The 25,813-nt window shown below is 45.0% G+C and carries 27 protein-coding genes and 1 other annotated feature; of the genes, 2 read left to right on the forward strand and 25 right to left on the reverse strand.

What is annotated here, in order from left to right; all coding sequences use genetic code 11:
• Positions 1 to 31: 31 nt before the first annotated feature.
• The 8 genes from MH215_RS02700 to lspA form a co-directional block, all read right to left on the reverse strand.
• A complete protein-coding gene (locus MH215_RS02700) occupies positions 32 to 1,333 on the reverse strand; it encodes a DUF6080 domain-containing protein (RefSeq protein WP_239287808.1) in 1,302 nt (433 codons plus the stop codon).
• A 79-nt stretch (positions 1,334 to 1,412) separates the two neighbouring features.
• The gene (locus MH215_RS02705; protein ID WP_239287810.1) at positions 1,413 to 1,733 is read right to left on the reverse strand and encodes a permease; all 321 of its coding nucleotides are present in this window, start codon (positions 1,731 to 1,733) and stop codon (positions 1,413 to 1,415) included.
• Complete coding sequence (locus MH215_RS02710) at positions 1,720 to 2,010, reverse strand: EamA family transporter (RefSeq protein WP_275445992.1); 291 nt, start codon at positions 2,008 to 2,010, stop codon at positions 1,720 to 1,722. Before MH215_RS02710 ends, MH215_RS02705 begins: the two co-directional genes overlap by 14 nt.
• A gap of 26 nt (positions 2,011 to 2,036) precedes the next feature.
• Positions 2,037 to 2,669: an HAD family hydrolase gene (locus tag MH215_RS02715; RefSeq protein WP_239287814.1), complete on the reverse strand. Its 633-nt coding sequence runs from the start codon at positions 2,667 to 2,669 to the stop codon at positions 2,037 to 2,039.
• Positions 2,670 to 2,705: 36 nt separating this feature from the next.
• Positions 2,706 to 3,617, reverse strand: coding sequence for a decaprenyl-phosphate phosphoribosyltransferase (locus MH215_RS02720; RefSeq protein WP_275445949.1), 912 nt, complete (start codon positions 3,615 to 3,617; stop codon positions 2,706 to 2,708).
• A gap of 183 nt (positions 3,618 to 3,800) precedes the next feature.
• Positions 3,801 to 5,054: an LL-diaminopimelate aminotransferase gene (locus tag MH215_RS02725; RefSeq protein ID WP_239287816.1), complete on the reverse strand. Its 1,254-nt coding sequence runs from the start codon at positions 5,052 to 5,054 to the stop codon at positions 3,801 to 3,803.
• Between the two features lie 108 nt (positions 5,055 to 5,162).
• Positions 5,163 to 6,065 carry an RluA family pseudouridine synthase gene (locus MH215_RS02730; protein ID WP_397339267.1) on the reverse strand — a complete coding sequence of 301 codons (903 nt, stop codon included), beginning with the start codon at positions 6,063 to 6,065 and terminating at the stop codon, positions 5,163 to 5,165.
• 88 nt (positions 6,066 to 6,153) lie between these two features.
• Positions 6,154 to 6,648, reverse strand: a complete 495-nt coding sequence (gene lspA / locus MH215_RS02735) for a signal peptidase II (protein ID WP_239287828.1) — start codon at positions 6,646 to 6,648, stop codon at positions 6,154 to 6,156.
• A 222-nt stretch (positions 6,649 to 6,870) separates the two neighbouring features.
• Between lspA and MH215_RS02740 the strand changes: the two genes are divergently transcribed.
• Entirely contained in the window at positions 6,871 to 7,608 is a 738-nt protein-coding gene (locus tag MH215_RS02740; RefSeq protein ID WP_239288672.1) for a TraR/DksA C4-type zinc finger protein, read from the forward strand.
• A 24-nt stretch (positions 7,609 to 7,632) separates the two neighbouring features.
• On the opposite strand, the gene MH215_RS02745 is transcribed toward MH215_RS02740, so the two are convergent.
• Together MH215_RS02745 and ileS are read right to left on the reverse strand one after the other, a co-directional pair.
• Positions 7,633 to 7,974, reverse strand: coding sequence for a DUF5665 domain-containing protein (locus MH215_RS02745; RefSeq protein ID WP_239287837.1), 342 nt, complete (start codon positions 7,972 to 7,974; stop codon positions 7,633 to 7,635).
• A 398-nt stretch (positions 7,975 to 8,372) separates the two neighbouring features.
• Positions 8,373 to 11,471 (reverse strand): isoleucine--tRNA ligase, encoded by a 3,099-nt coding sequence (gene ileS / locus MH215_RS02750; RefSeq protein ID WP_239287847.1) that lies wholly within the window; start codon positions 11,469 to 11,471, stop codon positions 8,373 to 8,375.
• A gap of 149 nt (positions 11,472 to 11,620) precedes the next feature.
• On the opposite strand from ileS, the gene MH215_RS29005 reads away from it, so the two are divergent.
• Positions 11,621 to 11,749 carry a hypothetical protein gene (locus tag MH215_RS29005; protein ID WP_275445950.1) on the forward strand — a complete coding sequence of 43 codons (129 nt, stop codon included), beginning with the start codon at positions 11,621 to 11,623 and terminating at the stop codon, positions 11,747 to 11,749.
• A 229-nt stretch (positions 11,750 to 11,978) separates the two neighbouring features.
• Positions 11,979 to 12,266: a binding site (T-box leader), on the reverse strand.
• Between the two features lie 58 nt (positions 12,267 to 12,324).
• Here MH215_RS29005 and MH215_RS02755 read toward each other — a convergent pair.
• From MH215_RS02755 to murB, 15 genes are all read right to left on the reverse strand, one after another.
• Positions 12,325 to 12,834, reverse strand: coding sequence for a DivIVA domain-containing protein (locus MH215_RS02755; RefSeq protein WP_056696170.1), 510 nt, complete (start codon positions 12,832 to 12,834; stop codon positions 12,325 to 12,327).
• A gap of 238 nt (positions 12,835 to 13,072) precedes the next feature.
• Positions 13,073 to 13,855, reverse strand: coding sequence for a YlmH family RNA-binding protein (locus tag MH215_RS02760; RefSeq protein WP_239287858.1), 783 nt, complete (start codon positions 13,853 to 13,855; stop codon positions 13,073 to 13,075).
• Between the two features lie 15 nt (positions 13,856 to 13,870).
• Positions 13,871 to 14,131 carry a YggT family protein gene (locus MH215_RS02765; RefSeq protein ID WP_056696907.1) on the reverse strand — a complete coding sequence of 87 codons (261 nt, stop codon included), beginning with the start codon at positions 14,129 to 14,131 and terminating at the stop codon, positions 13,871 to 13,873.
• A gap of 16 nt (positions 14,132 to 14,147) precedes the next feature.
• The gene (locus tag MH215_RS02770) at positions 14,148 to 14,615 is read right to left on the reverse strand and encodes a cell division protein SepF (RefSeq protein ID WP_128102843.1); all 468 of its coding nucleotides are present in this window, start codon (positions 14,613 to 14,615) and stop codon (positions 14,148 to 14,150) included.
• Positions 14,606 to 15,307 carry a YggS family pyridoxal phosphate-dependent enzyme gene (locus MH215_RS02775; protein WP_056696164.1) on the reverse strand — a complete coding sequence of 234 codons (702 nt, stop codon included), beginning with the start codon at positions 15,305 to 15,307 and terminating at the stop codon, positions 14,606 to 14,608. The genes MH215_RS02770 and MH215_RS02775 overlap by 10 nt, the downstream gene beginning before the upstream one ends.
• Positions 15,308 to 15,312: 5 nt before the next feature.
• Positions 15,313 to 16,212: a peptidoglycan editing factor PgeF gene (pgeF, locus tag MH215_RS02780; protein WP_239287867.1), complete on the reverse strand. Its 900-nt coding sequence runs from the start codon at positions 16,210 to 16,212 to the stop codon at positions 15,313 to 15,315.
• A gap of 51 nt (positions 16,213 to 16,263) precedes the next feature.
• The gene (locus tag MH215_RS02785; protein ID WP_239287869.1) at positions 16,264 to 16,653 is read right to left on the reverse strand and encodes a YlmC/YmxH family sporulation protein; all 390 of its coding nucleotides are present in this window, start codon (positions 16,651 to 16,653) and stop codon (positions 16,264 to 16,266) included.
• Positions 16,654 to 16,979: 326 nt separating this feature from the next.
• Positions 16,980 to 17,762 (reverse strand): RNA polymerase sporulation sigma factor SigG, encoded by a 783-nt coding sequence (sigG, locus tag MH215_RS02790; protein ID WP_056696161.1) that lies wholly within the window; start codon positions 17,760 to 17,762, stop codon positions 16,980 to 16,982.
• A gap of 111 nt (positions 17,763 to 17,873) precedes the next feature.
• Complete coding sequence (gene sigE, locus MH215_RS02795; protein WP_056696160.1) at positions 17,874 to 18,596, reverse strand: RNA polymerase sporulation sigma factor SigE; 723 nt, start codon at positions 18,594 to 18,596, stop codon at positions 17,874 to 17,876.
• Between the two features lie 11 nt (positions 18,597 to 18,607).
• On the reverse strand, positions 18,608 to 19,588 hold the full coding sequence (gene spoIIGA, locus MH215_RS02800) for a sigma-E processing peptidase SpoIIGA (RefSeq protein WP_056696159.1): 981 nt from the start codon (positions 19,586 to 19,588) through the stop codon (positions 18,608 to 18,610).
• Positions 19,589 to 19,888: 300 nt separating this feature from the next.
• Complete coding sequence (ftsZ, locus tag MH215_RS02805; protein WP_239287880.1) at positions 19,889 to 21,001, reverse strand: cell division protein FtsZ; 1,113 nt, start codon at positions 20,999 to 21,001, stop codon at positions 19,889 to 19,891.
• Positions 21,002 to 21,149: 148 nt separating this feature from the next.
• On the reverse strand, positions 21,150 to 22,433 hold the full coding sequence (gene ftsA, locus MH215_RS02810; protein WP_056696157.1) for a cell division protein FtsA: 1,284 nt from the start codon (positions 22,431 to 22,433) through the stop codon (positions 21,150 to 21,152).
• 292 nt (positions 22,434 to 22,725) lie between these two features.
• Positions 22,726 to 23,493, reverse strand: coding sequence for a cell division protein FtsQ/DivIB (locus MH215_RS02815; protein ID WP_239287889.1), 768 nt, complete (start codon positions 23,491 to 23,493; stop codon positions 22,726 to 22,728).
• A 59-nt stretch (positions 23,494 to 23,552) separates the two neighbouring features.
• Positions 23,553 to 24,836, reverse strand: a complete 1,284-nt coding sequence (gene murA / locus MH215_RS02820; RefSeq protein WP_145045596.1) for a UDP-N-acetylglucosamine 1-carboxyvinyltransferase — start codon at positions 24,834 to 24,836, stop codon at positions 23,553 to 23,555.
• A gap of 17 nt (positions 24,837 to 24,853) precedes the next feature.
• The gene (murB, locus tag MH215_RS02825; RefSeq protein ID WP_239287891.1) at positions 24,854 to 25,759 is read right to left on the reverse strand and encodes a UDP-N-acetylmuramate dehydrogenase; all 906 of its coding nucleotides are present in this window, start codon (positions 25,757 to 25,759) and stop codon (positions 24,854 to 24,856) included.
• Positions 25,760 to 25,813: the final 54 nt, after the last annotated feature.

Raw genomic sequence — 25,813 nt, forward strand, 5'->3', positions numbered from 1 at the left:
TAGAACAATCGACGGATTAATTCCAACTCTGCTACTCAACAACAGCCTTCTTCCCTAATTGCTCGTAGGACTGTTTAATGGTTGTGAGTGTCTCAACATGACGATATATATTATTGCCTGCTGTTATGAGTATACTTACGATCAATAAACCAACCAGCACTTTTTTTCCCGTTCCCTGACGTAAACCAGTAACAAATCCTCCACCTAATAGGAAGAAAGCAAACAAATAATGCCCAGCATACAGATACATGTCATATTGGAATACAGCGAGTCCAAAACCAACGACAATATGAAGCAAAAACGCAAATATAACATAAGGAAGCAGTGTCCAGACTTCACGTTCCCGAATACCTTTGATTGCTCCGGTAAGAGCAATAAGCAAGATGAACACACCTGTAATTTGCACATATATTGGGTTGGATCGTGTGAGATCCGTGACAAACGCAACCATACTCGGGTCAAGCAAAATAACTTTTGGCGTTAAGATCGGATTAATGGTTAATAAATTCAGTGCTTTCCAGTGAACGGCGAACTGAAAAGGTGTTGCATAACTCGTTCCTCCGTTTTGAATACCCAGCAGCCAATTGGTTACCCAGCTTCGTCCACCGAGGGATACATATTGAATAACGGTAAATATTACAATCAAGGCACCTGCCAATAACATAATGCCGATAAATTTTGTCCATCCAGCCTTACTTCTCCACGTTCGCATATTGCCAAATAATGCAGCAGCAAATGGAACAATATTGGTTGATGTTAACCCAAAATTCACAGTGGCCAGAACAGCATGAGGTACAACACGAACTTCATTCTGTTCCCGAGAATATTGCAGATATACCACAGATAACAAGATTACAAATTGCACATATGGGTAGGAATCAGGAATTAAAGCCGTGAACATCAGATATGAACTAAAACCAAATAAAAGCGCAAAAAGTAACGGTATCGTGATCGTTCTGTCTTTCTTACTTAGAAAAACAAATACCAATACAACAGAAGCAGCATTTATAAAGGATTGCAGGACGAGAAAGAATCCATTGCCACCTAACAACTGCGCTCCAGCGCCCAGAGCAAGAGCCATAAACGAAATTAGCGGATGAATGATAGATGAGCTATTGGTTCCGTAATACATCGATGGATCGAAATTGAATAAATTAAGCGGAAAAAGATGTGTACTGAATGGCGAGTAGACTGCCAAGCGATCTGCATTTTCCGAAATATAACTTACGTATGCCAGATTCATGACACCGTAAAAAAGGGCAAAACCAACGAACAAGTATAGTGCTGCCCAATTCGTTTTGCGATTGTAAAATATGTATTCAGAAAATTTCATGCACTCACATCCAATTTCTTTGATTACAAACATGTTATGAACTTAAGACCAAGCTGTAGGTAGAGTAGCCTCGCCCGGACTACAGTACGAGAAAACATAACCCACCCATGATGCAAATGACGCCTAGCCAGCGCAGTCTGCCGACATTTTCCTTAAATGCAAATCGAGCGATGAACAGCGTCCACACATAGGTGAGTGCATTGGCAGGTAATACCACCGTCAGTGGCAGAAACTTCAATAATAAAATATTAAGCAGTGCTCCTGTACCATAGAAGCCGAGTCCCATCAATACATGTATTCGTCTGCGGCTGGTCGCATAGGCTTTCAATCCTGCTCCCCCCATCGCCCCGCATAACGTCATCACAATGAGCACAACAATCATCCAGCTATCGATCAACACTAGTCAATGTCACCCCAATTCCGAGCAATACAACGGCTGCCAGCTTTTGGACGGTAATATCCTCACCAAGTAGGAAATATCCATAGATCAGTGCAAAAATGTAACTGGCACACATCAAGGGATAAGCAACTGACAACTTTTCCAACGCGAAGGCTTTGATCATCAAAATTGCACCCAATCCGTAACATAGGAAGCCGGCACCCAAGAAAAACCAGTCCGTCAGTCCCCATTTCCAGAACAGTTGACCTGTCGCTGTAAGAAAAGCAGAGATAAGCATTAGCAGTTTTCCCGTATGGCGACTTCTTATTTCCCCCACGATAACGCCTCCGTCTCCGGCACATGTCTGTTGATAAAATACCGCTGTGCCACGAGCTGCATCACCGGCATATCAGACAAGGAATCTGAGTAAGCGCAGGACTGATCGTAGTCAATGACCATGCCCTTCTGATCGAGATATGCTTGTATACGTCGTACCTTCTCCTCACCTTTGCAATTCAAGCCTTCAACGATACACGTATATCCTTGATCATGGCGAACAAGTTCTGTTCCAATTACGTGATCGACCCAAGGGAAGTTCTCAAAATACTTCATGTACGCATGTGGAGATGCTGTAACGAGCAAAACATGATACCCCGCCTCCTTGCGATGTTGCATCTCCACACTGGCTTCAGCAAAGATGGCTTTCCGCAATTTGGAGTCAAAAAAATGACTTAGATCTGCTTCCGTCATACGTTCAATCCCTTTAAAATACGAGCGTTTGACTCGTTCAACACTCATAAGCCCTGCCTTAAACATCAGTGTGTGTAGAGCAATCACAGGTAATCTCCACGATTGTTCTGGGTAACGCCGAACACCATAATGCACGAATTGAAACATGGAATCGGTACGTATAATCGTTTTATCAATATCAAATATCGCAATTTTTGTACTTCTCACTTTGATCCCCCTTACGCTCTAGAAATCACAAACGCCTTATTCGAAAATAGCAAAAATGCAGATTACGCTAATCACATACAGTATCACGGTAATAAGTATAGGCTTGTCCTCAAATAATACCCGATCCGGTGAACCACCCTGGTTCTTCATATGAATCAAATACAGGTAACGGAACATACCATAAATAACTAAAGGAATCGTCCACATGAGGTGTATTGTTCGATCCGACGTAAATGTAAATAACGAGTAACTGATAATGGTTGCTGTTGTAACAATAGTATTAAACTGATCCAACAAGGTAATCGAATAGTTATCAAGAACCTTGCGATGGGAGCCAGTATTGCCTTCAAGCAAAGTAAGTTCGTTTCTCCGTTTCCCAATGGCCAGAAAAAGCGAAAGTAACAGCGTACAGATTAGAAACCATGGTGTAAAAGGAACATGAATTAACACTCCACCTGCAATTGCCCGTAACACAAAGCCAGCAGCAATGGTCATCATATCCAATATCACAAGATGTTTCAGCACAAATGAATAAGATACATTCAATATAAAGTACACGATACACAATACGCCGAATATCGAGTTGACCACAAATGCTGTTCCTACTGAGCCAATCAACAGCAAGGCACCAAATAGAAGGGCATGCGTCGGATTCACCTGCCCTGAGGCAAGAGGGCGAAATTTCTTCACCGGATGTTGCTGATCCCTTTCTCTGTCCACATAATCATTCAGAATATAAACGCAGCCTGCAACCAGACTAAATAAAATAAAACCAAGTATCGTCGTTAGAACCGTTTCGGTGCGAATTTCTTCAAAAGAAAACAGTAATGCTGCAAATAATAATCCATTTTTAGTCCATTGTTTAGGCCTTAACAATCGTAATAATCCCGATAGCGTGTTGCCAGTTCCTACAGAACTAGACACTGTGTTTGTACGTGAAGATAACAATTTCCATAACTCCCTTCAATAACAACTTCTGTCTTTAAAAACAACGTAAAGACTTTATAATATGTTGCTTGTATATTTTTGTAAAGGGAAATTTATCCTAAAACACAAAAAAGAGACCGTTACCGGTCTCTTCTGTGATCTATCTTATTCATACAAATGTTTGTGTTGAATTAAAAGTTACAATTAAAATTCAAACTGTACATCGCTCAGGCGGCGTTTGATTTCAGCAATAACACGTTTCTCTTCCTCTTCTCCTTGCGCTACAAAAGTAACGGAGAAACGAACGAAATTACCTGCATCATCCCAAGGTACAGAAGAAATCAATTTTTCGCGGATCAAGAATTGGGAGAAATCTTCCCCAGACTCAAAGCGACGTCCACCAACTACACCTTTTGGCGCTTCAACATAAAGGAAGAATGAACCTTTAGGTTTTTCAGCCTGGAAGCCCAGTTCGTTCAATGCAGCAACAAGCATGTCATGACGACGGGAATACTTCTCTGCAATTTTTTCAGTGATTTCCGGGTGATTCAATCCATAAGCAGCAGCCTTCTGGATCGCAATGAATTGACCGGAATCGTTGTTGTCTTTAATATCACTGAATGCTTTGACAACAAGCGGATTACCTGCTACGAAACCAATTCTCCAGCCTGTCATATTGTAGGACTTAGACAAGGAATGCAGTTCAACCCCAACGTCTTTTGCACCAGGTACAGACAAGAAGCTGAATGGTTTTTTGCCATCATACGTAAGGGCTGCATAAGGAGCATCATGGACAACCACTACATTGTATTTCTTCGCCCATTCAACAACCTCGGTGAAGAACTCTACCGTTGCACTTGCACCCGTTGGGTTATTTGGGTAGTTCAGATAAAGCAATTTTGCACGATTGGCGATGTCTTCAGGAATCGCTGTCAGATCAGGCAAGAAGTTATTTTCTTTCGTCAACTGAATGTTGAACACTTCTCCACCAAGATATTTCGTGTGCGTACCCATTACTGGATATCCTGGCACCGTCATAATCGTTACATCGCCTGGGTTAATGAAGCAAGAAGGCATCATTGCCAGTGCTGGCTTCGAACCGATAGAATGCACAATTTCCGTATCTGCATCAATACCATCCACGTTAAATACGTTCTTCAGGTAAGCTGCAGCAGCTTCCTTGAATTCAGGAATACCATTGTCAGCATAACCACGGTTCTCCGGTTTGGAAGCTTCTTGCGCCAGTGCAGCTACGATACCTGCATCTGCCATTTCATCAGGCTCGCCTACACCAAGGTCAATCAGCTCTACATCAGGGAAATCCTTTTTGGCTGACGCTTTAGCGCGCTTAATTTTCTCGAATTTATAAATGTTTGTGTCTTTACCATAGTTGGAGCCGCCAATGCGGTCGGCAAAATTAGTTTGAATGTACGTTTCTTGATATTTATCGATACTCATTACGTGTTCATCTCCTCGTTTGACGCAAATTTCTACACTTTAATATGAAGCATTTGCGGAGGCTTAGCCATGGACAAAGTATCTGAACATTTGTACTTTCACGAGAAGTCAGCGGCTACGTAGTGAGGAGAGAACATCTTCCATATCCTGCGGGATCGGAGCAGAGAACTCCAGATACTCTCCTGTGGTCGGATGAACAAAACCCAAGATCGCAGCATGTAAGGCCTGTCCTTGCATTTTGATGCCTTTGTTTCGTCCATATACCGGATCTCCAACAAGTGGATGTCCGATAAATTTCAGATGCACACGAATCTGATGGGTTCGTCCTGTCTCCAGCTTCAGTTCCAACAAGGTATAGTCGTTGATCCGCTCCGTCACGTTGAAATGAGTAACAGCATGCTTACTGTTTCGCTCTGTTACCGTAAACATTTTACGGTCATTGGTGTCTCGTCCAATGGGTGCATCAATTGTACCCTGATCATGGCTTAAGTGGCCATGAACAAGCGCGATATACCGTCTATTGACGCTATGATCCTTAAGCTGTGCAGCTAATGAGGCATGCGCCCGATCATTTTTGGCAGCCATGAGTAGACCCGATGTATCCTTATCGATACGATGCACAATGCCTGGACGCAGTTCTCCGTTAATCCCGGACAAGTCTTTGCAATGATGCATCAGCGCGTTCACGAGCGTACCCGATGTATGTCCAGGTGCGGGATGTACAACAAGCCCCCGAGGTTTGTTAATGACGATAACGTCACTATCCTCGTATACAACTTCAAGTGGAATATCTTCTGGAATGATCTCTACTGCTTTCGGCTCAGGGATCTGCAGTACAACAAGATCACCTTCTGCTAATTTCGTATTTGCTTTGACCACAGCGCCATTCACAGTAACATTTCCCTCTGATATCCATAGCTGTACTTGAGAACGCGATACATTATCTATAGATTCAGTAATATATTTGTCGATTCGTTCCTTCTTATGCTCAAGAGAAATGATCCATTCCATACGTTCATCGTTCGTGATCTCATCATCAACATTCATACGCAGTTCCTCAGTTGATGTGTTCTCGTTATTGTGTTCTTCCTTGTGTAAATTACTCATGTTGTTCATTCCTTTCAGTCTGTGCAGCAGCTTTCTCTCGACGTCCCTCAAGCAAGGTTTCGATGATGATCAGTGCTACACCAATACAGATTGCCGAGTCAGCGATATTAAAGATAGGGAACGTATACGTTCCAAAATTAAGCTGGATAAAATCGACAACCTCTCCGGTTAATGCGCGATCAAGGAAGTTTCCAATTGCTCCACCAAGCACTAAACTAAGCGCTATAGGCAGCAATTTGTGCGGGGTATCCTTTACCTTTTGCAAATACCAGACCAATGCAACAACGACAACCAAAGTAACGACAATAAAGAACCAACGTTGATCCTGTAATATGCCAAAGGCTGCACCCGAGTTGCGATGTGATGTGATGACAAAGAAATTGCCGATCACTGGGATTTCTTCTCTTAGTTCCATCCGAGTTGCAATTAAGAATTTTGTTCCCTGATCCACCAAAAATACGATAAAAGCGAGGATATAATACACCACGTTTGTTTGTCACTCCGATCTTGTCTTTTCCAAACGATACCAGGCTTAACGCCAGACTTGTTCATTGTAGCACAGCTGTTTAGAAATCGTCCACGGGCGCGCTGTGCTGCAAATCGGTTGGTAAAAACGATAACAATTCCCTTCTGTATTCCCGCACGCAATGGTACATCCTACAGTAGAGTCCACATCCGGCTTATGCATGGAGCAGAAAGGGGGAACATGATGTCACATTTTACAGCCAAACAACTACAATCCCTTCAATCTCAGCTTATTACCGAGAAGCAGGATATTGAGCACAGGCTCAAGCAGAACGAACATTATGGTCTGGGTGATTCAATGCGATTTCAGACAGGTGAATTATCGCCAATCGATAATCATCCCGGTGATCTAGCTACCGAAATGTACGACCGTGAAAAAGATATTTCCTTGCTGGAGCACGATGAGTTCCAATTGGAACGAATTGATTCTGCTCTTCATGCCATTCAAGAGGGACATTACGGCATATGCGCTGTCTGTCAGCAACCCATTAATTTTGAACGCATGCAGGCAGTTCCTTACACCAAATACTGCAAAAAACATCAACCCGAGACCGTTGTTTCTGAGAATCGACCGGTGGAGGAGGAATTTCTTGCTCCTGCTTTTGGCCGAACCAGCTTGGATGAACGAGATGATCAAAATGGCTTCGATGGAGAAGATGCTTGGCAGATCGTTGAAAGCTGGGGAAGCTCTAATTCACCGGCGATGGCTGAAGGACGAGACATTGATAGTTATGACGTCATGGCAATCGAGGCCACGGATGAGATTGAAGGTTGTGTTGAAGCCTACGAGAGCTTTGTTGCAACCGACATCTATGGTCATGACGTGTCCATCGTCCGTAATCGGCAATATCGACAGTATCTAGAAAATCGAGAAGGCGATGACCTTCTAGAGCCTGACTCATCTTCGGACGATCTGTACTGACTTCTACCCTCTTTTAATAGGTGCTCAGTTCAGTTCGAGCTGGCGTTGTACGATTCTGACGATATCCGCAATGTAATCACCTACAATAGGTAGATTAAGTGCTCCCAGTACCTGTAACACATAAATGATGGTTGCTGCAAAAAAGGTAAAGCCAATGGCAATTCCTACACCCCGGGCAGTTCCAGATAACAGGTTAAGTCCGATTAATTTCCACGGTCGGTTCAACAGCTCTGTATATTGAGCAATACGTGACCGTTCGAGCTCATTAGCAATTCGATTGGTTAACGTATGAAGCTCTCCGATTTTATCATCTGCATCGTTCGTTGCTGACAAAGGTGAAGCACCTTGTTTCTCGTTATCGTTCATGTTTCGCTCAGTCCTTTAGAATAGAGTGACTGCACAATAGCAATCATTGCCCATTTGCCGAAAAACCAAACGAGCCAAGATACAGGGATTTTTATCCTTGCATCTAAGGCTCGTTTTGTCTTTAATAGGTTGTTCAAAAAGTCCGCTTTTAATTACGAAAGATGCCTAAGAGCATCTCTGCGTCGAAGATGGAATTCAGCCGAAATGTCCGTTGCTCACGTAGTTCTGCCTACGCTCCGCTACTCCATTTCTAGCTTCATCCCATCTTCTCGGTACTGAAAACCGTCCTTTTTGAACATGCGCTTTAAGGTATATTCTATCCCATTTAAAATGGGGCTACTCCATCGTAACTGAGATCATGACTCATTCAACCTGTACTCAAGCTTCAGATCAGGACATTACGCCTCGATATAAACACCGAACGTTTTGCCACCAGCTTCGATCTGTACCATGTTATCCACTTTAGCAAATGTAACTTCAGTTACGAGGACATTCTCACGCAGTACATCATCAAATGCCTGGATGGCTACTTGAAGCTCCGCATCTACGTCCAGTGTCAAACGGACTCTTTTCTCAATCGGTAGATCCAGCTTCTTCCGAGTATCCTGAACAGCACGAACCACTTCACGAACCCAGCCCTCTTGTTCCAGCTCTGTTGTGATTTCCGTATTGAGCGCTACCGTCAAACCATAACCAGACGCAGAAGCAAAACCTGATTTGGCATGCTTATCTACCAGCAGTTCCTCTTGAGTCACTTGCAGCTCTTCTCCTTCTGGAGAAACCACATTCAGTACACCTTCCGTAACAACTTTGCGAGTTTCGTCAGCGGACATGCCTTTGAAGAAATTCTGCAGGAATCCAACATTTTTACCATACTTCTTCCCTGCGACTTTCAAGTTCAGTTTCAATGAGAAGTCAACGAATTCCGCATCATCATTCTCTGTACGGATTGCCTTCACATTGATCTCTTCCTTGATGATCTCTTCATAACTATCCAAGTCGAAGCCTTTATCTAGTGATACGATCAACTCGGACAATGGCTGACGTGTCTTGATGCCTGTTTCGTTACGTACGTTACGAGCCAATTCAACGACCCGGCGTGCTGTTTCCATATCCTGTTCCAGCTTCAGATCAATCCATGCCTCTTGAGCTACCGGATAATCCTCCATATGCACACTCTCACCCGTAGTCAGGTTCAGATAGATATCCTCTGCCAGCATCGGTGTAAATGGAGCCACCAGCTTCGCTGTAGTCACGAGCACTTCAGTAAGTGTACGATAGGCATCCAGTTTATCTTCTGTTAATCCAGCTCCCCAGAACCGGTCACGGGAACGACGGATGTACCAGTTGCTCAGCTCATCCACAAACGCTTCGATCGCTTTGGAAGAATTCAAGTAATCATTCACAGCGAGCGCTTTTTCTACAACTAGGATCAGGCTGTTCAGTCTGGACAAAATCCAACGATCCAGCTTGTGTGAAGAGAGCTTGAACGGATGCTCCTGTGGATCAAATCCATCAATCGTGGCATACAACGTTAGGAATGCGTGTGTGTTGACAAGTGTATCCACCATTTTGGATTTAGCTTCACCGACAATCCCTTTGGAGAAACGTTTGCTATTCCATGGTGCACTGTCAGACAACAATGCCCAGCGGAATGCATCTGTACCATATTCTTCGATAACTTCCCATGGGTCGATGACATTACCTTTGGATTTGGACATTTTCTGTCCACTCTCATCCAATACGTGGCCTGTTGCCATAACCGCTTTGTAAGGCGCTTTGCCTGTCAGAAGTGTAGAAACCGCCAGCAAACTGTAGAACCAGCCACGAGTTTGGTCGATACCTTCACAGATCATATCTGCTGGGTATTGCTGTTCAAAGGTTTCTTTATTTTCAAACGGATAATGTTGTTGAGCAAACGGCATCGATCCACTGTCAAACCAAACGTCGATGACTTCTGGTGTACGTGTCATCTCGTATTTACCACAAGAGCTCAACACCTTTACATCGTCTACATACGGCTTATGCAACTCCAAATTCTCAGGCACGTCCCCTACCGCACGAGCACGTAATTCAGCGATGCTATGTGGAGCGAATTGTTCTCCCGTCTCTTCACATACCCAGATGTTGAGCGGAGTTCCCCAATAACGATCACGGCTGATGTTCCAGTCCACCAGATCTTCCAGGAACTTACCGAAACGGCCTTCACGAACGTGACCTGGATACCATTCTACATCACTGTTGTTTGCGATGAGTTGATCCTTGATCGCTGTCGTTTGGATAAACCAACTGTCCATTGCATAGTACAGAAGTGGTGTATCACAACGCCAGCAGAATGGATAGCTGTGCTCATATTTTTCTTTGCTAAACAAACGCCCATTCTCTGACAGATAACGTACGATATCAATATCGCAGTCCTTCACGAAACGTCCGGCAAAGTCTGTAACCTCTGCTACAAACTTACCTTCAAGATCCACCATGTTCACGAAGCTGATTCCATTCTCACGGCATACACGGTAGTCATCCTCACCATGTGCAGGGGCCATGTGTACGATACCCGTACCGCTTGCATCTGTTACGAAGCTTGCTCCAAGGACAATGTTTGCTTTCTCAGCCTGTACGTAGTTGAACGGAGGGCTATAGGTTTGACCAACCAGATCAGAACCCTTCAATGCTCCGATCACTTCATACTCCCCTTTGGAGTCCTTCATTACTTTTTCTACAAGGTTGGTCGCCAAGATATATACTTCGTTATCCTGACGCACACGGGAGTAGTCCATATCCGGATTCACCGCAAGTGCAACGTGAGAAGGAAGTGTCCAAGGCGTTGTTGTCCAAGCAAGGACAAATTCACCACTGTCATCCAGCTTAAATTTCGCTGTAGCACTTAGATCTTTAACATCCTTGTATCCCTGTGCAACTTCGTGAGAACTAAGCGTTGTTTGACAAGATGGGCAATACGGACTAACGCGGTGACCGCGGTAGAGCAGCCCCTTCTCATGGATTGTCGCCAAGATGTTCCATACACTCTCGATGTAGTTGTTATCCAGCGTGATATATGGATGATCCATATCTGTCCAATAACCGATTCCTTCTGTCAGGTCACGCCATTGCTGTTCATATTCAAATACGCTGGCCTTACATTCATTGATGAATTTCTCGACACCGTAATCCTCGATCTCCCATTTGTGAGAGATACCCAGTTTCTTCTGTACACCCAATTCAACTGGAAGACCGTGTGTATCCCAACCTGCTTTACGAACGACACGGTACCCTTTCATCGTGTTGTAACGTCCCACAAAGTCCTTGATGACCCGACCCAATACGTGCCCAATATGCGGCTTACCATTGGCTGTTGGTGGTCCTTCGTAAAATACAAAGTTGGGCTTACCTTCACGATTCTCAATCGATTTCTGGAATGTGTTCTCTGTTTTCCATTTGTTTAACATGCGTAGCTCTCTAGCCCGCGCTTTTTCTTTGACATCAACTCGTTGCATGATGATCATCTTCCTTTCAGCTGTTAAATTGTGGACCGTCCACAAAAGCGTTTCAATCCCCCTAAATCCCCCTTGCCAAGGGGGACCCCATAGGCGCTCCGCCCTCTGGACACCCGGGATGGGTTTGTCTTGGGAGAGTCTACGGCGCTATGGGATGTGTGTTCGTGCGCTGCGGCAGCTCTAATGCGGCTCGTTCCCTGCGTGAACGCCGCAGAGCCTCACTGCGTGGGTTCGGTTGCCGTCCGCTTCGCTCGGACGGCGAGTGGCTCTCTCCTTGAGCTCCCTACGGGGCTCATGGACGTTCGCCTTAGCGAACCCCTGTGCCGTCCGCTTCGCTCGGACGGCGAGTGGCTCTCTCCTTGAGCTCCCTTCGGGGCTCATGGACGTTCGCCTTAGCGAACCCCTTTGCCGTCCGCTTCGCTCGGACGGCGCTGGCTCTCTCCTTGAGCTCCCTACGGGGCTCATGGACGTTCGCCTTTTTTTAGACACAAAAAAACCTCATCCCTGGAAAGGGACGAGGTTGTGCTCGCGTTACCACCCTAATTCTGTTCATCACAAACCACATCCAATAAAATTGGGTATGCTCTGTCATCAACAGCGCTTATGCCCCGCTAACTTCAGCAGGGTGCCGATATAACGTTCGGCTCACGGTTTCGCTTACGCACGGCATAGTCACCGCTTCAGCGTCACTTCTCCGGGGAGATATTCGGCTATAACTCATCCATTGGCTTGCACCGATATGCCAACTCTCTGAGGGATGAGATCATAACGTACTGAACCCGTCATGGAATCACTATTCATTATGAATATAGTTATAGCCTCTTTGCAGACAAAAGTCAACCAGGCACGTGGACTAATAAATTTCCTTCATTTCCCGCTCCCGATCACGGACTTCCTGCTCCCGGCTCTCCAGCGCTTCCCAACCATCTTGAGACAACAATTCAAGCTGTGCTTCAACAAGTGTACGGAAACGAGCACGATAGATGGAAGCTTGCTTCTTGAGCTCTTCAACTTCTAAAGCAATTTTACGCGATTTAGCCAAAGATTCGTTGACGATGCGGTCCGCATTTTTCTCTGCTTCCTTCACGATCAACTGTGCTTCCTTCTTCGCGTTATTCTTCACATCATCGGCAGCTTCCTGCGCGATAATAATTGTTTTGCTGAGCGTTTCCTCAATTGTTGCAAAATGATCCAGTTTCTCCTGAACGGACAGCAACTGATTGCTCAGTTCTTTGTTTTCGCGAATGACGCCTTCATAATCTTTGATGACTTGATCCAGGAACTCATTGACTTCATCCTCGTCATACCCACGCAAGCGTCGGGAAAATTCCTTGTTATGTATGTCCAGCGGCGTTAATGGCATGCTGTCCACCTCCTGTAAAAGTTCCTTCCCTTGAGAAGGTTTGCAGCATATGGGTTCAACCCAAAAATCCGTATGCAGAGTCCCCTAGAGATCTATACGAGTATACGGCTAGACCACCTTGTGATCTGTATCGGTTAGGATAACCCTTTGCACTCCAATGTATATCGGAAACATCGAATGTTTTTTACACCTTTATTTTAAACATTTCGACAAGAAAGCTTGTTTTCCTGCAACACATCTAGGCAAATTTGCCGATTTTTACGCGACAGCGTCCTTTTTTGGTCATACCATCCTGCTCCATCACCTTGAAACGGCCAAAGCCTTGGATCGAGACCACATCGCCAGCCTTCAATGACTTGGAAGGATCCTCTTCCACCTTCCAGTTCACACGGCAACGCCCTGCCTTAATAGGCACCAGGACTTTACTGCGACTTAAACGATAAACATCTGCACAGATTCCATCCAGACGCAGCGAAGCGACCGTGATGTCCATCGTGTCCAGCTTGCTCTCTGACCATTTCATCTGATCGATCGGCAACAATTCTGTGAAGACATGTACACGGTGCACCTGATTCAATTGAAGCGATAAAAAAGCGCCGGTCTCCGCAGCCACTACAGTGTGGCATCCGTCATCCAGCACTTGGATATCTCCAATCTTACCCCGCTTCATCCCAAGCCCGAGCAGGGCACCCATATAGTCCCCATGCTCTAGCTCACTAATCTTCTGGTCATCCGATGTGATACTCATCACCTGCATACCCATGTCTTCATCATCCAGATAACGATAGTCAGGTGCGATCAACGCGCGTTTACGTTCAGCCGTTTCATAACCACCGTCCAAACGAATCTGTACATCATCACGGCGATTCACAAGCGTTTGCAAAATAAAAACCTGTCTTGGATCAAGAAAATCAGTAAGCTTCATATCATGATACTTACCTGCACGTTCTATCCAATCGGAGGCTTTATCCACAAAGTCTCGCTCGTCATGACTAAAATGCTCGTAAATTTCACCACTCATCTGTGCTCACCCTGCCTACAATAAATAGCCCAAAATTGTGAATAGCCCCATACGAACTAACGTCAGCGTAAAGAGCGCTACGATTGGAGAGATATCCAATGTCCCGAATAGAGGAGGTATAAACCTTCTAAACGGACTTAAGTATGGCTCTACAAATTTACCCAACATCTCACCGATGAAACTCTCTCTAGCGTTAGGTAGCCAGGACATCAGAATATACGCAATAATCATCCAATAATAAATGTTAAACAGTGTATCCAACAAACTAAAAATCATCGGACTCAAAAACGGCTCACCTCATTCTGTTATAATCTTGCTCGCTGTCAGCCAGTATTTCCGAAATTGCTCCCTGAATTTCAACTGTATCTGGCGTACAGAGAAAAATGTTGCCGCCAATTTTAGAAATTCCGCCGCCCAGGGCATATACTGTACCACTCAAAAAATCGATCACGCGTAATGCCTGATCCTGACGCACTCGCTGTAAGTTAACAACAACCGTGCGATGGGAACGAAGATGATCGGCGATCTCTTGAGCTTCGTCATATGAACGCGGTTCATAAAGGACAACTTTAACATTTTTCTGGGAATGAATGCTCACGACATTATTCCCCCTTTGGTTTCTACGTTTATCCAGACTGGAGGTTTCATTTTCTTGATGTTCTGCCTCAGTTTCCTCTTGCGCTGCCAAACGTTCACGCTCCACAATCTCTTCTTCTTCCTGGAGCCCTAGGAAATTCATGAATTTATTCATTACGCCCATCGTGAACCCTCCTCTTTTCCTACAAGAATTGAACCCAGCCGAACCCATGTTGCCCCTTCTTCAATGGCTACTTCAAAATCATTAGACATGCCCATAGAGAGCTGGGTTATTGGTTCTGAGGTCAAGGCTTGTCCATTTAAGTCGTCTCTAAGCTCACGAAGTCCACGGAATACAGGACGGGTAAGCTCAGGGTTTTCCTCATGAGGCGCCATCGTCATTAGCCCGACAACTTTTAGGTTGCTAAATGAACTGATCTCACGTAAAAATGGTTGTGCCTGTTCGGGCTGTAATCCATACTTGCTCTCTTCACCCGAAATGTTAACTTGTAGAAACGTCTCCACCTGGATACCCAGTGCAGCCGCCTTTTTATCTAGCTCTTTCGCTAGGGATAAACGATCCAGGGAGTGTATGTAGCGGAATTTTCCAATAACGTCCTTCACTTTGTTCGTCTGCAGGTGACCAATAAAATGCCATGTGCCTTGTTGGCCAAAAGCCTCCCATTTTGCCTGCGCATCCTGCCAGCGGTTTTCTCCAATATGCTCAAGACCATGCTGCAACACTGCTCCCGTCGTTTCAAGCGAGACGTATTTGGTAACTGCAATTACGTTCACTTCCTCACGTACACGGTTACTGCGCTGACACGCGTCTTCAATCTTCTGATTTACCTGTTGTATACGCTCCCCCAATGACACAGAGGTCACCTCTCTTCCAGCCCAATCCAACTCGCCATTCTCCCGGTTGTTCCATTTTCTTTGCGATAAGAAAAAAACAGTTCCGTGTGGCAGCTTGTACACCAACTTGTACATTCGATATGATCCGGCAATATTCCTGCTTTCATCATAATGTGTCGATTACATTCTTTCAAGTTTAACATCGTTTTACCATGATTGGCAGGTCGATAGATGCGATTAGGAGCAGATTCCTTGTATTCATCATTACCCGTAGCATCATCTAGCCAAACCCGTACATGCTGCATAACGTTTTCGTCCACTTCATAACAACAGTCCCCAATAGAAGGCCCAATGGCGCATCGAATGTCTTGGCTGCGACTTCCATAAGTCTTTTCCATTGTTTCTACCATCGACTGAGCAATCCCAGCAAGAGTACCCTTCCACCCCGCATGGGCAAGCCCAACCGCTTGTTGAACAGGATCATAGAAATAAAGAGGTACGCAGTCTGCATAAAATGACGTTAACAACACACCTGGTACATTCGTAACCAATCCATCGACATCCTGAATAGCAGACTGTCGATCTTTCAAACCTCTGCCTCGATCCTCGGCGGTGACTACCTCTACATGTTTGCCATGTACCTGTTCTCCGCAAGTCCATGCATCTACCGAGAAGCCGAGTTGTTCAGCAACAAGCTTCCGATTATGAAGAACATCGTCTGCGTTATCTCCCACATGATAGGCACAATTCAGACTGGCATAATGAGCAATACCAACGCCTCCCTGCCTCGTAGTAAATCCTGCAGTCATCTGACTAAATTGCCGTCTCCACGGCTCCAGATGTAACAACCTCGGTTCAGTATCTGTTTGTCCTGCCTGCTTTATATCTTGTTCTGTATAATTTCGATCTAAAATAAAAGGTTCCATCTTCTCACCTCACAACTTCCAGTTTACCAAATGTAGCGCATTCTGTCTTGACTATATCGTTCGCCGCTGGCTACGCTCTAACCGCTCAATTCGTTCTTCACGTTGTGTACGCCCCTGCTGTTCATCGTACATCCGCGCTTCCCGGTCACGATCATCCAGAACCGTTTCCTTCACCTCATCCATTTTGACCAAAATAACATCCGAGCCAATCTTCACAATATTTCTCCATGGGATAATCAGATCAGTTCCACCCCCAAATAACCCCATGAAGCGGCTATACCCCGGCACCACAATGGCTTCAATACGCCCCTGCTTAAGATCCAGCTCCAAGTCACTTATCTGACCTAACCGCTTACCATCGGTAATATTAATAACTTCCTTTGTTTGAAAATCAGAGATCTTCACACCTCTTGATACGGATTCTCCTGTATTTCCCTTCATTCGGCTTCCTCCCGCCTTTGCCCACCATCACTTATAGGGGTTGTTCAAAAAGTCCGCTTTTGATTACAAAGGGTGCCCTGTGGCATCTTAACGTCGAATATGGAATTCTGCCGAAATGTCCGTTGCTCACGTAGTTTTTCCTACGCTCCGCTACTCCATTTCTACCTTCATCCCATCTTCTCGGTACTGAAAACCACCCTTTTTGAACACGCACTTATATATAATTATATGTGCCTGCTGCGAAAAATGTCCTATATCTCGGATCAAAGCAAAAAGGCGATCCTAGGTTTTTTTTCCTCTGATCGCCTTCTTGGCTCTAATCCATATTACGATTTAACATGCTTTTGCATTTGTTGTATGGCCGACTTCTCTAGACGCGATACCTGCGCTTGAGAAATGCCGATCTCATCAGCCACTTCCATTTGCGTTTTCCCTTCAAAAAACCGCATGGACAATATCATTTTCTCACGCTGCCCAAGACGATGCATCGCTTCTCGAAGAGCAATCTCTTCAATCCATGATACATCCTTGTTTTTATCGTCACTGATCTGATCCATCACATAGATCGGATCTCCACCATCATGATAAATCGGTTCAAAGAGTGAAACCGGGTCTTGAATGGCATCTAGTGCAAACACGACATCTTCCTTCGGCACATTCAGTGCTTCAGAAATTTCGAATATCGTCGGTTCACGGGAATTTTTATTCGTCAGGCTGTCACGAACCTGAAGTGCTTTATAAGCAATGTCCCGCAAGGAGCGAGATACCCGAATCGGGTTATTGTCGCGCAAGTATCTACGGATTTCCCCAATAATCATCGGAACCGCATACGTTGAAAATTTAACATTTTGGGATAAGTCAAAATTATCAATGGCTTTCATCAGGCCAATACATCCAACCTGGAACAGATCATCGACAAACTCCCCTCGATTGTTAAAGCGCTGAATGACGCTAAGTACTAGACGCAGGTTGCCATTCACTAATTTTTCTCTTGCTGAGCGATCGTGATGTTGCTGAAGAGAGTGAAATAACTCCCTCATTTCAGTGTTGGTGAGAACAGGCAATTTTGCGGTGTCCACGCCACAAATCTCGACTTTGTTTCGGGTCATCGTGATTTACCTCCCAAGGAGAAACATTAATGTACATTATCTCCGGGGCAGGCTTTTTTATTCGTCCTTGGCAACCTTGCCATTAATACCCAACTTTGCATTTCACTCTATTTAGACCATTTTATTAAACTCTTTGCGGAGTCTTTTAATGATTCTTTTTTCGAGACGAGAGATGTAGGATTGCGAGATTCCGAGTAAATCTGCAACATCTTTTTGTGTCTTTTCTTCCCCATCGGTCAACCCAAAACGAAGCTCCATAATCATTCGTTCACGATCCGTTAATTTTTCCAATGCTTTGTGCAGCAGCTTACGATCTACTTGCTCTTCAATATTTCGATAGATTGTATCGTTCTCAGTACCGAGTACATCGGATAATAATAGTTCATTCCCATCCCAATCGATGTTGAGTGGTTCGTCAAAAGAAACTTCTGTGCGAATCTTACTATTACGCCGTAAGTACATTAAAATTTCATTTTCAATACAACGTGATGCATAGGTTGCCAGTTTAATTTTCTTTTCCGGATCAAATGTGTTCACCGCTTTAATAAGTCCAATGGCTCCGATGGAGACCAAGTCTTCAATGTTAATGCCCGTATTCTCAAATTTGCGGGCAATGTAAACGACCAATCGCAGATTGCGTTCAATTAGCATCGCTCGAATTGCAGCGTCTCCTGAGGATAACTTTTGAAGTAAGAATTCCTCTTCTTCACGGGTTAATGGAGGTGGCAGCGCTTCACTTCCACCGATATAATAAATCTCTTCACTCTTCAGACCGAACAAAAACAACACACGATAGTATTGCAACTGAGCTACCAATTTCCATTTTACAAGCATGTTCGTCCCTCCTATACCACATTCAGCGGCTTTTCTGTTGCTCCCACAGTGAGAGCCGTAGACTGTGTGCTAACAGCTTCTGACACGAGTTCAGGATGAATCACAGCACGATATTTGCCCTCTGAAGACAATACGCCGCCATCCAGACCTACCAATACCTTCGTTGTTTCATAGCATATTTCACCCAAACTCACTCGAACGAGATCAGGTCTTATCGCGAGCATAAAGGCAGTTCCTTTGTTAATCCCGCGAAATGGGACAAGCCTTAAACGATCTTGCCAACGAAACTGCTCTTGATCCAGTTCCATAATAAGGTTGTCCGGTGTCTCATCCTTCAACCTACCTTTCCAAGCCTCAGGCAACAGGTCTTGCCACAACGAGACTTCCATTACCATGACCGGTAAGCGGGAAAGAGGATCAGTCAGCTGATTACCGGTATCCACAAGGCCTGTACAAGTAATGCTCACCTCGTCAATCACAACCTCGACTCTGCCTAAATAGGTGGTCATACGATCTGTTTTACGTTTGGAGTTCTGAACAACTTTGAATAGAAATAAAACTGTAAAGAATACGATAAATGTAAACCAAAACGCAATTTTCAGATCAAAGGACATCCCGCCAGAGGTGGTAAACCAGATCCCATTAAATATCTCACCTGAATTCTGTAACATATAGTGCATACCTAGAATGCCTCCAGCAGCCACAAAATTAATGACGTAGAAGGTACCCAAGGTTCGTACAAAAGTCTGAAGACCTTTAAAGCCAAATGCGATGCTGAGCATCACCAGTGATAAGCCGAACTTGATCAGAAAGGTGAACATGAACTCAAGCTCTGGCACAAACATCATAACCACATATAGCGCACCCACCACTGCTGACAGTAGCCATCTCCACCACACTAACTTGATGCTGCGCATCCATGCCGTAAGACCAATGAGTGCACCGTCAATACACAAGTTCGTCAAAAAGATAAGATCCACATAAACAACCAACTCTTCACCTGCCTACATCCATATCAGAATTCGATATAATGCACCGCTATACACCTATCAGGATATTCACAAGTATACGCAGCCCCCTCTTCAAAGTCTGTCTAATCATGGGGGGATGGGCTCAACTATTTTTGTCGGATTACGCTTCGGATTGTTCAGAATTTGTTCATTACCGTATGATACAGTTAATTTGATTGCTCTATGGTCTAGCTCAAGCTATGTATACAGGGTGCAAAAAAATATAAAAAACCCGGAACTCCATGAAGGAGAACCGGGTTTAGATTACAAACTATATGTTGCTTAGTCGTTATTTGTATTACGTGAACGATTGCGTAAAAATGTCGGAATGTCCAACTGATCACCGCTTGGCTGATTGCCGAACGGACGCAGATTAGGCGCACGGTTATCCGTAGGTTCACTAGCTGGAGCAGTTTTGCGAGCAGGTGGCGGCGATACAGGCTTATCTTCAAAGCCAGTAGCAATCACCGTAACTTTGATCTCTTCCTTCAGGTTCTCATCAATGATAGCACCGAAGATCATGTTTACTTCCGGATCGGAAGCAGATGTGACGATTTCTGCTGCTTCGTTAACTTCATATAGCGACAGGTTAATGCCACCTGTGATATTCATGATTACACCACGAGCACCTTCAATAGACGTTTCAAGCAAAGGACTCATGATCGCTTTACGAGCTGCTTCAGCCGCACGATTTTCACCAGTAGATTCACCGATACCCATCAGCGCAGATCCGCGTTCATGCATAATCGTTTTGACGTCAGCAAAGTCAAGGTTGATTAGACCCGGAACAGCGATCAGGTCAGAAATACCTTGTACCGCTTGACGCAATACGTTATCTGCTTGACGGAATGCTTCCAACATTGGTGTCTTTTTGTCTACAATCTCAAGCAAACGATCATTAGGAATAACGATCAACGTATCTACTTTTTCCTTCAGAGCTTCAATGCCTTGCTCTGCATGGCTAGAACGTTTACGTCCTTCAAAAGTAAACGGGCGTGTTACTACGCCGACTGTAAGTGCACCACATTCTTTAGCGATCTCAGCGATAACTGGAGCCGCTCCTGTACCTGTACCACCGCCCATACCGGCTGTAACAAATACCATGTCTGCACCTTTGAGCGTATTCATGATCAGGTCGCGGGACTCTTCCGCTGCCTTTTTACCAACATCGGGATTAGCACCTGCGCCAAGACCACGTGTTAGTTTGTCACCAATTTGCAATTTATGTTCGGATTTAGCCAAATGCAATGCTTGAGCATCTGTATTTACCGTTATAAATTCCACACCTTGTACACCATTTTCGATCATTCGGTTCACAGCATTGCTTCCGCCGCCGCCTACCCCGATGACCTTTATTTGAGCCAAGCTCTCCATCTCGAAATCAAATTCCAACATATTATTCCATCTCCCCCTCAATGTGCATGGATGGCTCGTCCAATTTTTGATTGAACCGAATCAATTTCATATATCGACGAACGAAAGCGTTTATGTTAGTTTCAGCGCATTCAGACGGCTTCAATAAGTATGAAAAAGATTCAACCTGTTATATAAATTCGCTGAACATATTTTTCAGCCGTTCGAACAAACCCGGTTTTTGCTCCGATTCCGGAGACGTATTCGGCTTAACACGGTTGGTCGGTTTCTTGTTGTTATTGTTATTATTGTTGCTGCCACCGCCGTTGCTACTCGATGGACGAAGACGCAAACTACGGATTACATTGTGCAGAATCCCAACCCCACTAGTGAAGCCTGGGTCACGTACACCGATATAATCCGGAACGGCTACTCGCACCGATGCAGCAAGCTCATGCTGAGCTACCTGCAGAACACCTGGCATGGAGACGGTTCCTCCCGTTAGTATATAACCTCCAGGAAGCTCCGTGTAACCAAGTCGCTTCACTTCTTGAGAGATCATCTGGAATATTTCCTGAACTCTTGGTTCGATAATGGCTGCCAAATCCTCTTGCGAGAATTCTTTATCCACATTGCTACCGATTCGTGTCACTTTGAACATGACATCCGCAGCAGCATCATCCAGCCAAGCACAGCCATATTTCAGCTTCACCTTTTCAGCTTGATCCGTTAGAGTACGCAAACCATAAGCGATATCATTCGTTACGAACTCACCGCCAATTGGTAACGTTGAAGTTGCCACAAGGCTATCCTCTTCAAAGATAGCAATCGTTGTAGCACCTGCTCCAACATCAACAAGCACAGATCCCATTGCTTTTTCATCTTTAGATAAAGCCAATTGTCCTGCACCAAGTGACATGAGTACCAAATCACTTACTTTCAGACCCGCTTTCTCTACGCAGCGCAAAAGATTATGTATCGCGGTTTTTGCACCCGTAATGATGGTCGCCTCCACTTCCAGACGAACACCAATCATACCACGGGGATCTTGTATGCCTTCCAAGCCATCAACAACGTACTGCTTGGCGACAACATCAATAATTTCCCGTTCCGGTGGAACCGCAATAACTTCGGCTGCTTTCAACACCCGCTCCATGTCTTCTTCTCCGATTTCACGATCCTCATTAGATACTGCCACGACGCCGTGACTGCTCATCAGCCCGATATGATTTCCCGAGATTCCAACATATACTTCGGATATTTGAATACCTACCATACGCTCAGCATGATCCACAGCATTGCGAATCGACTGCACGGTCTGATCGATATCTACGATTACACCTTTGCGAATTCCTTCCGAGTCGGCAGATCCAACTCCAATAATATTAAAGGTTCCATTATTAATTTCCCCAATAATAGCGCGAATTTTGGATGTACCGATGTCCAAACTAACAATGATGTCATTGTTACTCAAGTCTGTGGCACCTCCTGACTCCAATAGTAAAATACGTTCGGGTTTAAACACTCTTAAAACATATTCAACACACTTTAGGCTTTCCCTCTTTTTTCTACAATTTTTTTGGGTGCCAAGATCTGGTTGCGAGACATAAAACCTTGAAGAAAAAAGAAGGAGGCAACTCTAGTGCCATAAGTTCAAGTGTATCATTTTTTCTTCATCTCAGAAAGAACAACTTTCACAGGTTAGACGTGGGCAAACCCCGACTCCGTAGGCATTTTAAATTCTTTTCAAGCCCAACGATCCGGAATCAGGGACTTGCTCCTGGTTCAACATCATCCTCAGGGTTGTCGGCGATAAAAGGTACATAGGTATCGGCCTCCAACATCGTTATCTTTCCTGGTCGTTCCGTCTCAATAACCTGATTAAGGTATTCCACCTTATCCGGCAACATAGACACCGTTGTAATCACTTCAAACTGCGATTTTGTATAGATCCTAATCTGATCCGGAAATGAGGGCGTCGGATTCGGAATGATCTCCGAGATGTCCGTCGTAAGCTCATTGGGAATGATAGCTAAGACTTCACTCAATTTGGCCTTGAGCGGATCGTCTGTCTTCCACTGCGTCAGAATAGGTTTCTCTACAGCAACTCCAATGTTAGGTGGAACAATCAAGCTTGTTCCACTGGCAAGTATCGCTTTAAGTGCTCCGTCCGCGGCAAGTTCATATGCAACCGTAGAATATTCTTCGACCTTGATATGAATTGTGCCAGGGAATTGCTTGTCCACTGTCACATTGGAAATCGCCTTATCTGTCTTCAGTTGTTCAATGATCTCTGACGAGCTTGTCCCAAAAAATTGTTCGCCCACCTTCAGACCACTCTTCTCCAACAATTCCGAAGTTGATGTGTACACATTACCCGTGATCTCAATCTCCGAAATCCGGCTCATTGAAGAGCGAAAGAACAATACTGCAAGTAATGCAACAAAAAGAAGTAACAAAATAAATACAATTTTACGGCTTGTGTTTCGTTTAGGCCGATTCTTTTTGAGAACCGGAATTTGACTTTTTGGCATAGATCGCGCTCCACAAAGCCTTCGGCCCCCTTCCCTTGAAGAAGGGGACTCAAAGGACGTTAATTGGCAAAATCGAGCTGTTTCGAAACGGGAGATTGTCTTTCAACGGAAGCTCCGAGACTCTGGAACAACTTTTCGATACAATCATACCCTCTGTCAATGTGATGAACTTGCTCTACAACCGTCTTGCCTTGTGCTGCTAAACCAGCAATAACCAAAGCCGCACCTGCGCGCAAATCGGTTGCTTCCACTGTGGCTCCATATAAACGGGGAACACCACGTATAAAGGCTGCATTTAGATCCACCGATATGTCGGCTCCCATTACATTCAGCTCATCCACATGTTTAAATCGACCTTCAAACACGGTCTCCTTCATTACACTAAAACCATCCGCTAGACTAAGCAGAACCATAATTTGCGACTGCAGGTCTGTGGGGAACGAAGGATAAGGTGAAGTTACAATTCGATCTACTGATTTTGGACGGCTCATACAGCTCACCGTCATTATATCATTGCATACTGTAATTTGAACACCAGTGCGCTTCAACACATGTATAAGAGAAGTAAGATGTGCCGGATTGCAGTGTGTAAGCGTTACATTCCCTCGCGTAGCTGCGGCTGCGATCATCACCGTTCCAGCCACGATGCGATCAGGAATAATTTCGTATGAGCATGGTACCAGCTTTTCCACACCATTAATCGTAATGGTATCTGTTCCGGCACCTATGATACTCGCACCCATAGCATTCAGAAAGTGCTGCAAATCCTGAATTTCAGGTTCACGTGCTGCATTAAAAATGGTTGTTGTGCCCTTAGCTACCACAGCTGCCATCATAATATTCTCCGTGGCTCCCACACTCGGGAAATCCAGATGAATATCCGTTCCAACCAACGAACGACCACGACAGATGATCTGTTGATCCTGTTCCTCGATTGTTGCTCCGAGCGCTTCCAGGCCCCGGAGGTGAAGATCAATCTTACGTTCTCCAATCGCACAGCCACCAGGCTGATACACGGATACTTGCCCGAATTTAGCGAGCAGTGGTCCCATTAAGAAAATGGAAGAGCGCATCTGTTTCATAAGCTCCTCAGGCACATCATAAGACTGAATGGACGACGTATTAATCGTCACTGTTCCCTGTTCATGCCGACACGTGCATCCAAGCCGTTCCAGGATATACAGCATTACTTCAATGTCCAGCAAGTGTGGTACGTTATGCAGGGTGACTTCCCCATCTGCCAACAAACTTGCGGCCATTATCGGTAAAGCGGCATTTTTTGCTCCATGGATGCGTATGGATCCTGAGAGGGGTTTCCCGCCTTCAATCACCAATTTGTCCAATGTATCACCTCCGGGGTTTACCGCTCACCCACTACGAAGACTTCCGGTACCAGGTCAATACCGTTTTGAGATGATATAGTGCTCTGAATCTGCTGCATAAGGGTGATGACGTCCTCTGCTGTTGCTTGGCCGGTATTAACAATGAAATTGGCATGCATGGTGGATACCTGTGCGCCTCCCTGTGTCTTACCCTTTAGCCCTGCTGCTTCAATCAAGCGAGCTGCATAATCACCAGGTGGATTCCGGAAAACACTACCTGCACAAGCCATCTGCAGTGGCTGTGTGCGCCGTCTGCGATCCTTATAGGCTGCCATCGCTTCCGAAATCACCTTGCGCTCGCCTTGCTGTAGAGCAAACGTAGCCTCAAGTACAATACCTCTCTGATCATGCAATACAGAGTGGCGGTAGGCAAAGTTCATGTCCTCCTTGCTGTAACGTACCAATTCCCCTGTCTCCAGCACAATCTCAGCGGATTGAAATATCCGTGACACATCCGATCCATGGGCTCCCGCGTTCATATACACAGCTCCACCAACAGTTCCAGGAATGCCGCTACCAAATTCCAAACCGGTAAATTCTTTTTTGGCAGCCATCACACTCAGTTTAACAAAAGAAAATGCAGCTCCGGCTGTTACACCATCTTCGTGAAATTCCGCAAAGTCAAAGCCCTCTCCTGGTTTCACGACAACACCGCGTATTCCTTTGTCAGATACTAGCATGTTTGATCCACGTCCAAGTTGCATCCACGGGATCTGATGCTTCTGTAACAACTGAATTAGATTGACCATCTGCTCTTTATTTTCCGGTATGACTAGCGCATCCGCAGAACCGCCGATTTTCCATGTCGTATATTTTGCGAGCGGCTCGTTTTCAAGAACTTTGCCGACATTATTCTGGGATAGTACCGATATCCACTGCTGCATGTTGAAAACCTCCTTTACTTCGAACCGATGAGCAAGCCTGCTGCTGTTTCAACA

Origin of the sequence: Paenibacillus sp. ACRSA (genome assembly GCF_022346845.1) — a bacterium.
In the GTDB taxonomy this organism is placed as follows: Bacteria; Bacillota; Bacilli; order Paenibacillales; family Paenibacillaceae; genus Paenibacillus.

Coding starts and splice junctions, on each gene's coding strand:
- MH215_RS02745 (WP_239287837.1), bottom strand. CDS start 7,974: ATGAACGATAACGAGAAACAAGGTGCTTCACCTTTGTCAGCAACGAAC.
- MH215_RS02740 (WP_239288672.1), top strand. CDS start 6,871: ATGTCACATTTTACAGCCAAACAACTACAATCCCTTCAATCTCAGCTT.
- MH215_RS02725 (WP_239287816.1), bottom strand. CDS start 5,054: ATGAGTATCGATAAATATCAAGAAACGTACATTCAAACTAATTTTGCC.
- MH215_RS02760 (WP_239287858.1), bottom strand. CDS start 13,855: ATGAGTGGTGAAATTTACGAGCATTTTAGTCATGACGAGCGAGACTTT.
- murB (WP_239287891.1), bottom strand. CDS start 25,759: ATGCAGCAGTGGATATCGGTACTATCCCAGAATAATGTCGGCAAAGTT.
- MH215_RS02785 (WP_239287869.1), bottom strand. CDS start 16,653: ATGAAGGGAAATACAGGAGAATCCGTATCAAGAGGTGTGAAGATCTCT.
- MH215_RS02730 (WP_397339267.1), bottom strand. CDS start 6,065: ATGGAATGGATCATTTCTCTTGAGCATAAGAAGGAACGAATCGACAAA.
- MH215_RS02765 (WP_056696907.1), bottom strand. CDS start 14,131: ATGATTTTTAGTTTGTTGGATACACTGTTTAACATTTATTATTGGATG.
- sigE (WP_056696160.1), bottom strand. CDS start 18,596: ATGCTTGTAAAATGGAAATTGGTAGCTCAGTTGCAATACTATCGTGTG.
- MH215_RS02710 (WP_275445992.1), bottom strand. CDS start 2,010: ATGCTTATCTCTGCTTTTCTTACAGCGACAGGTCAACTGTTCTGGAAA.
- pgeF (WP_239287867.1), bottom strand. CDS start 16,212: ATGGAACCTTTTATTTTAGATCGAAATTATACAGAACAAGATATAAAG.
- MH215_RS02815 (WP_239287889.1), bottom strand. CDS start 23,493: ATGCCAAAAAGTCAAATTCCGGTTCTCAAAAAGAATCGGCCTAAACGA.
- sigG (WP_056696161.1), bottom strand. CDS start 17,762: ATGACCCGAAACAAAGTCGAGATTTGTGGCGTGGACACCGCAAAATTG.
- ftsZ (WP_239287880.1), bottom strand. CDS start 21,001: ATGTTGGAATTTGATTTCGAGATGGAGAGCTTGGCTCAAATAAAGGTC.
- MH215_RS02755 (WP_056696170.1), bottom strand. CDS start 12,834: ATGCCATTAACGCCGCTGGACATACATAACAAGGAATTTTCCCGACGC.
- ileS (WP_239287847.1), bottom strand. CDS start 11,471: ATGCAACGAGTTGATGTCAAAGAAAAAGCGCGGGCTAGAGAGCTACGC.
- MH215_RS29005 (WP_275445950.1), top strand. CDS start 11,621: ATGGGATGTGTGTTCGTGCGCTGCGGCAGCTCTAATGCGGCTCGTTCC.
- MH215_RS02770 (WP_128102843.1), bottom strand. CDS start 14,615: ATGGGCGTAATGAATAAATTCATGAATTTCCTAGGGCTCCAGGAAGAA.
- MH215_RS02700 (WP_239287808.1), bottom strand. CDS start 1,333: ATGAAATTTTCTGAATACATATTTTACAATCGCAAAACGAATTGGGCA.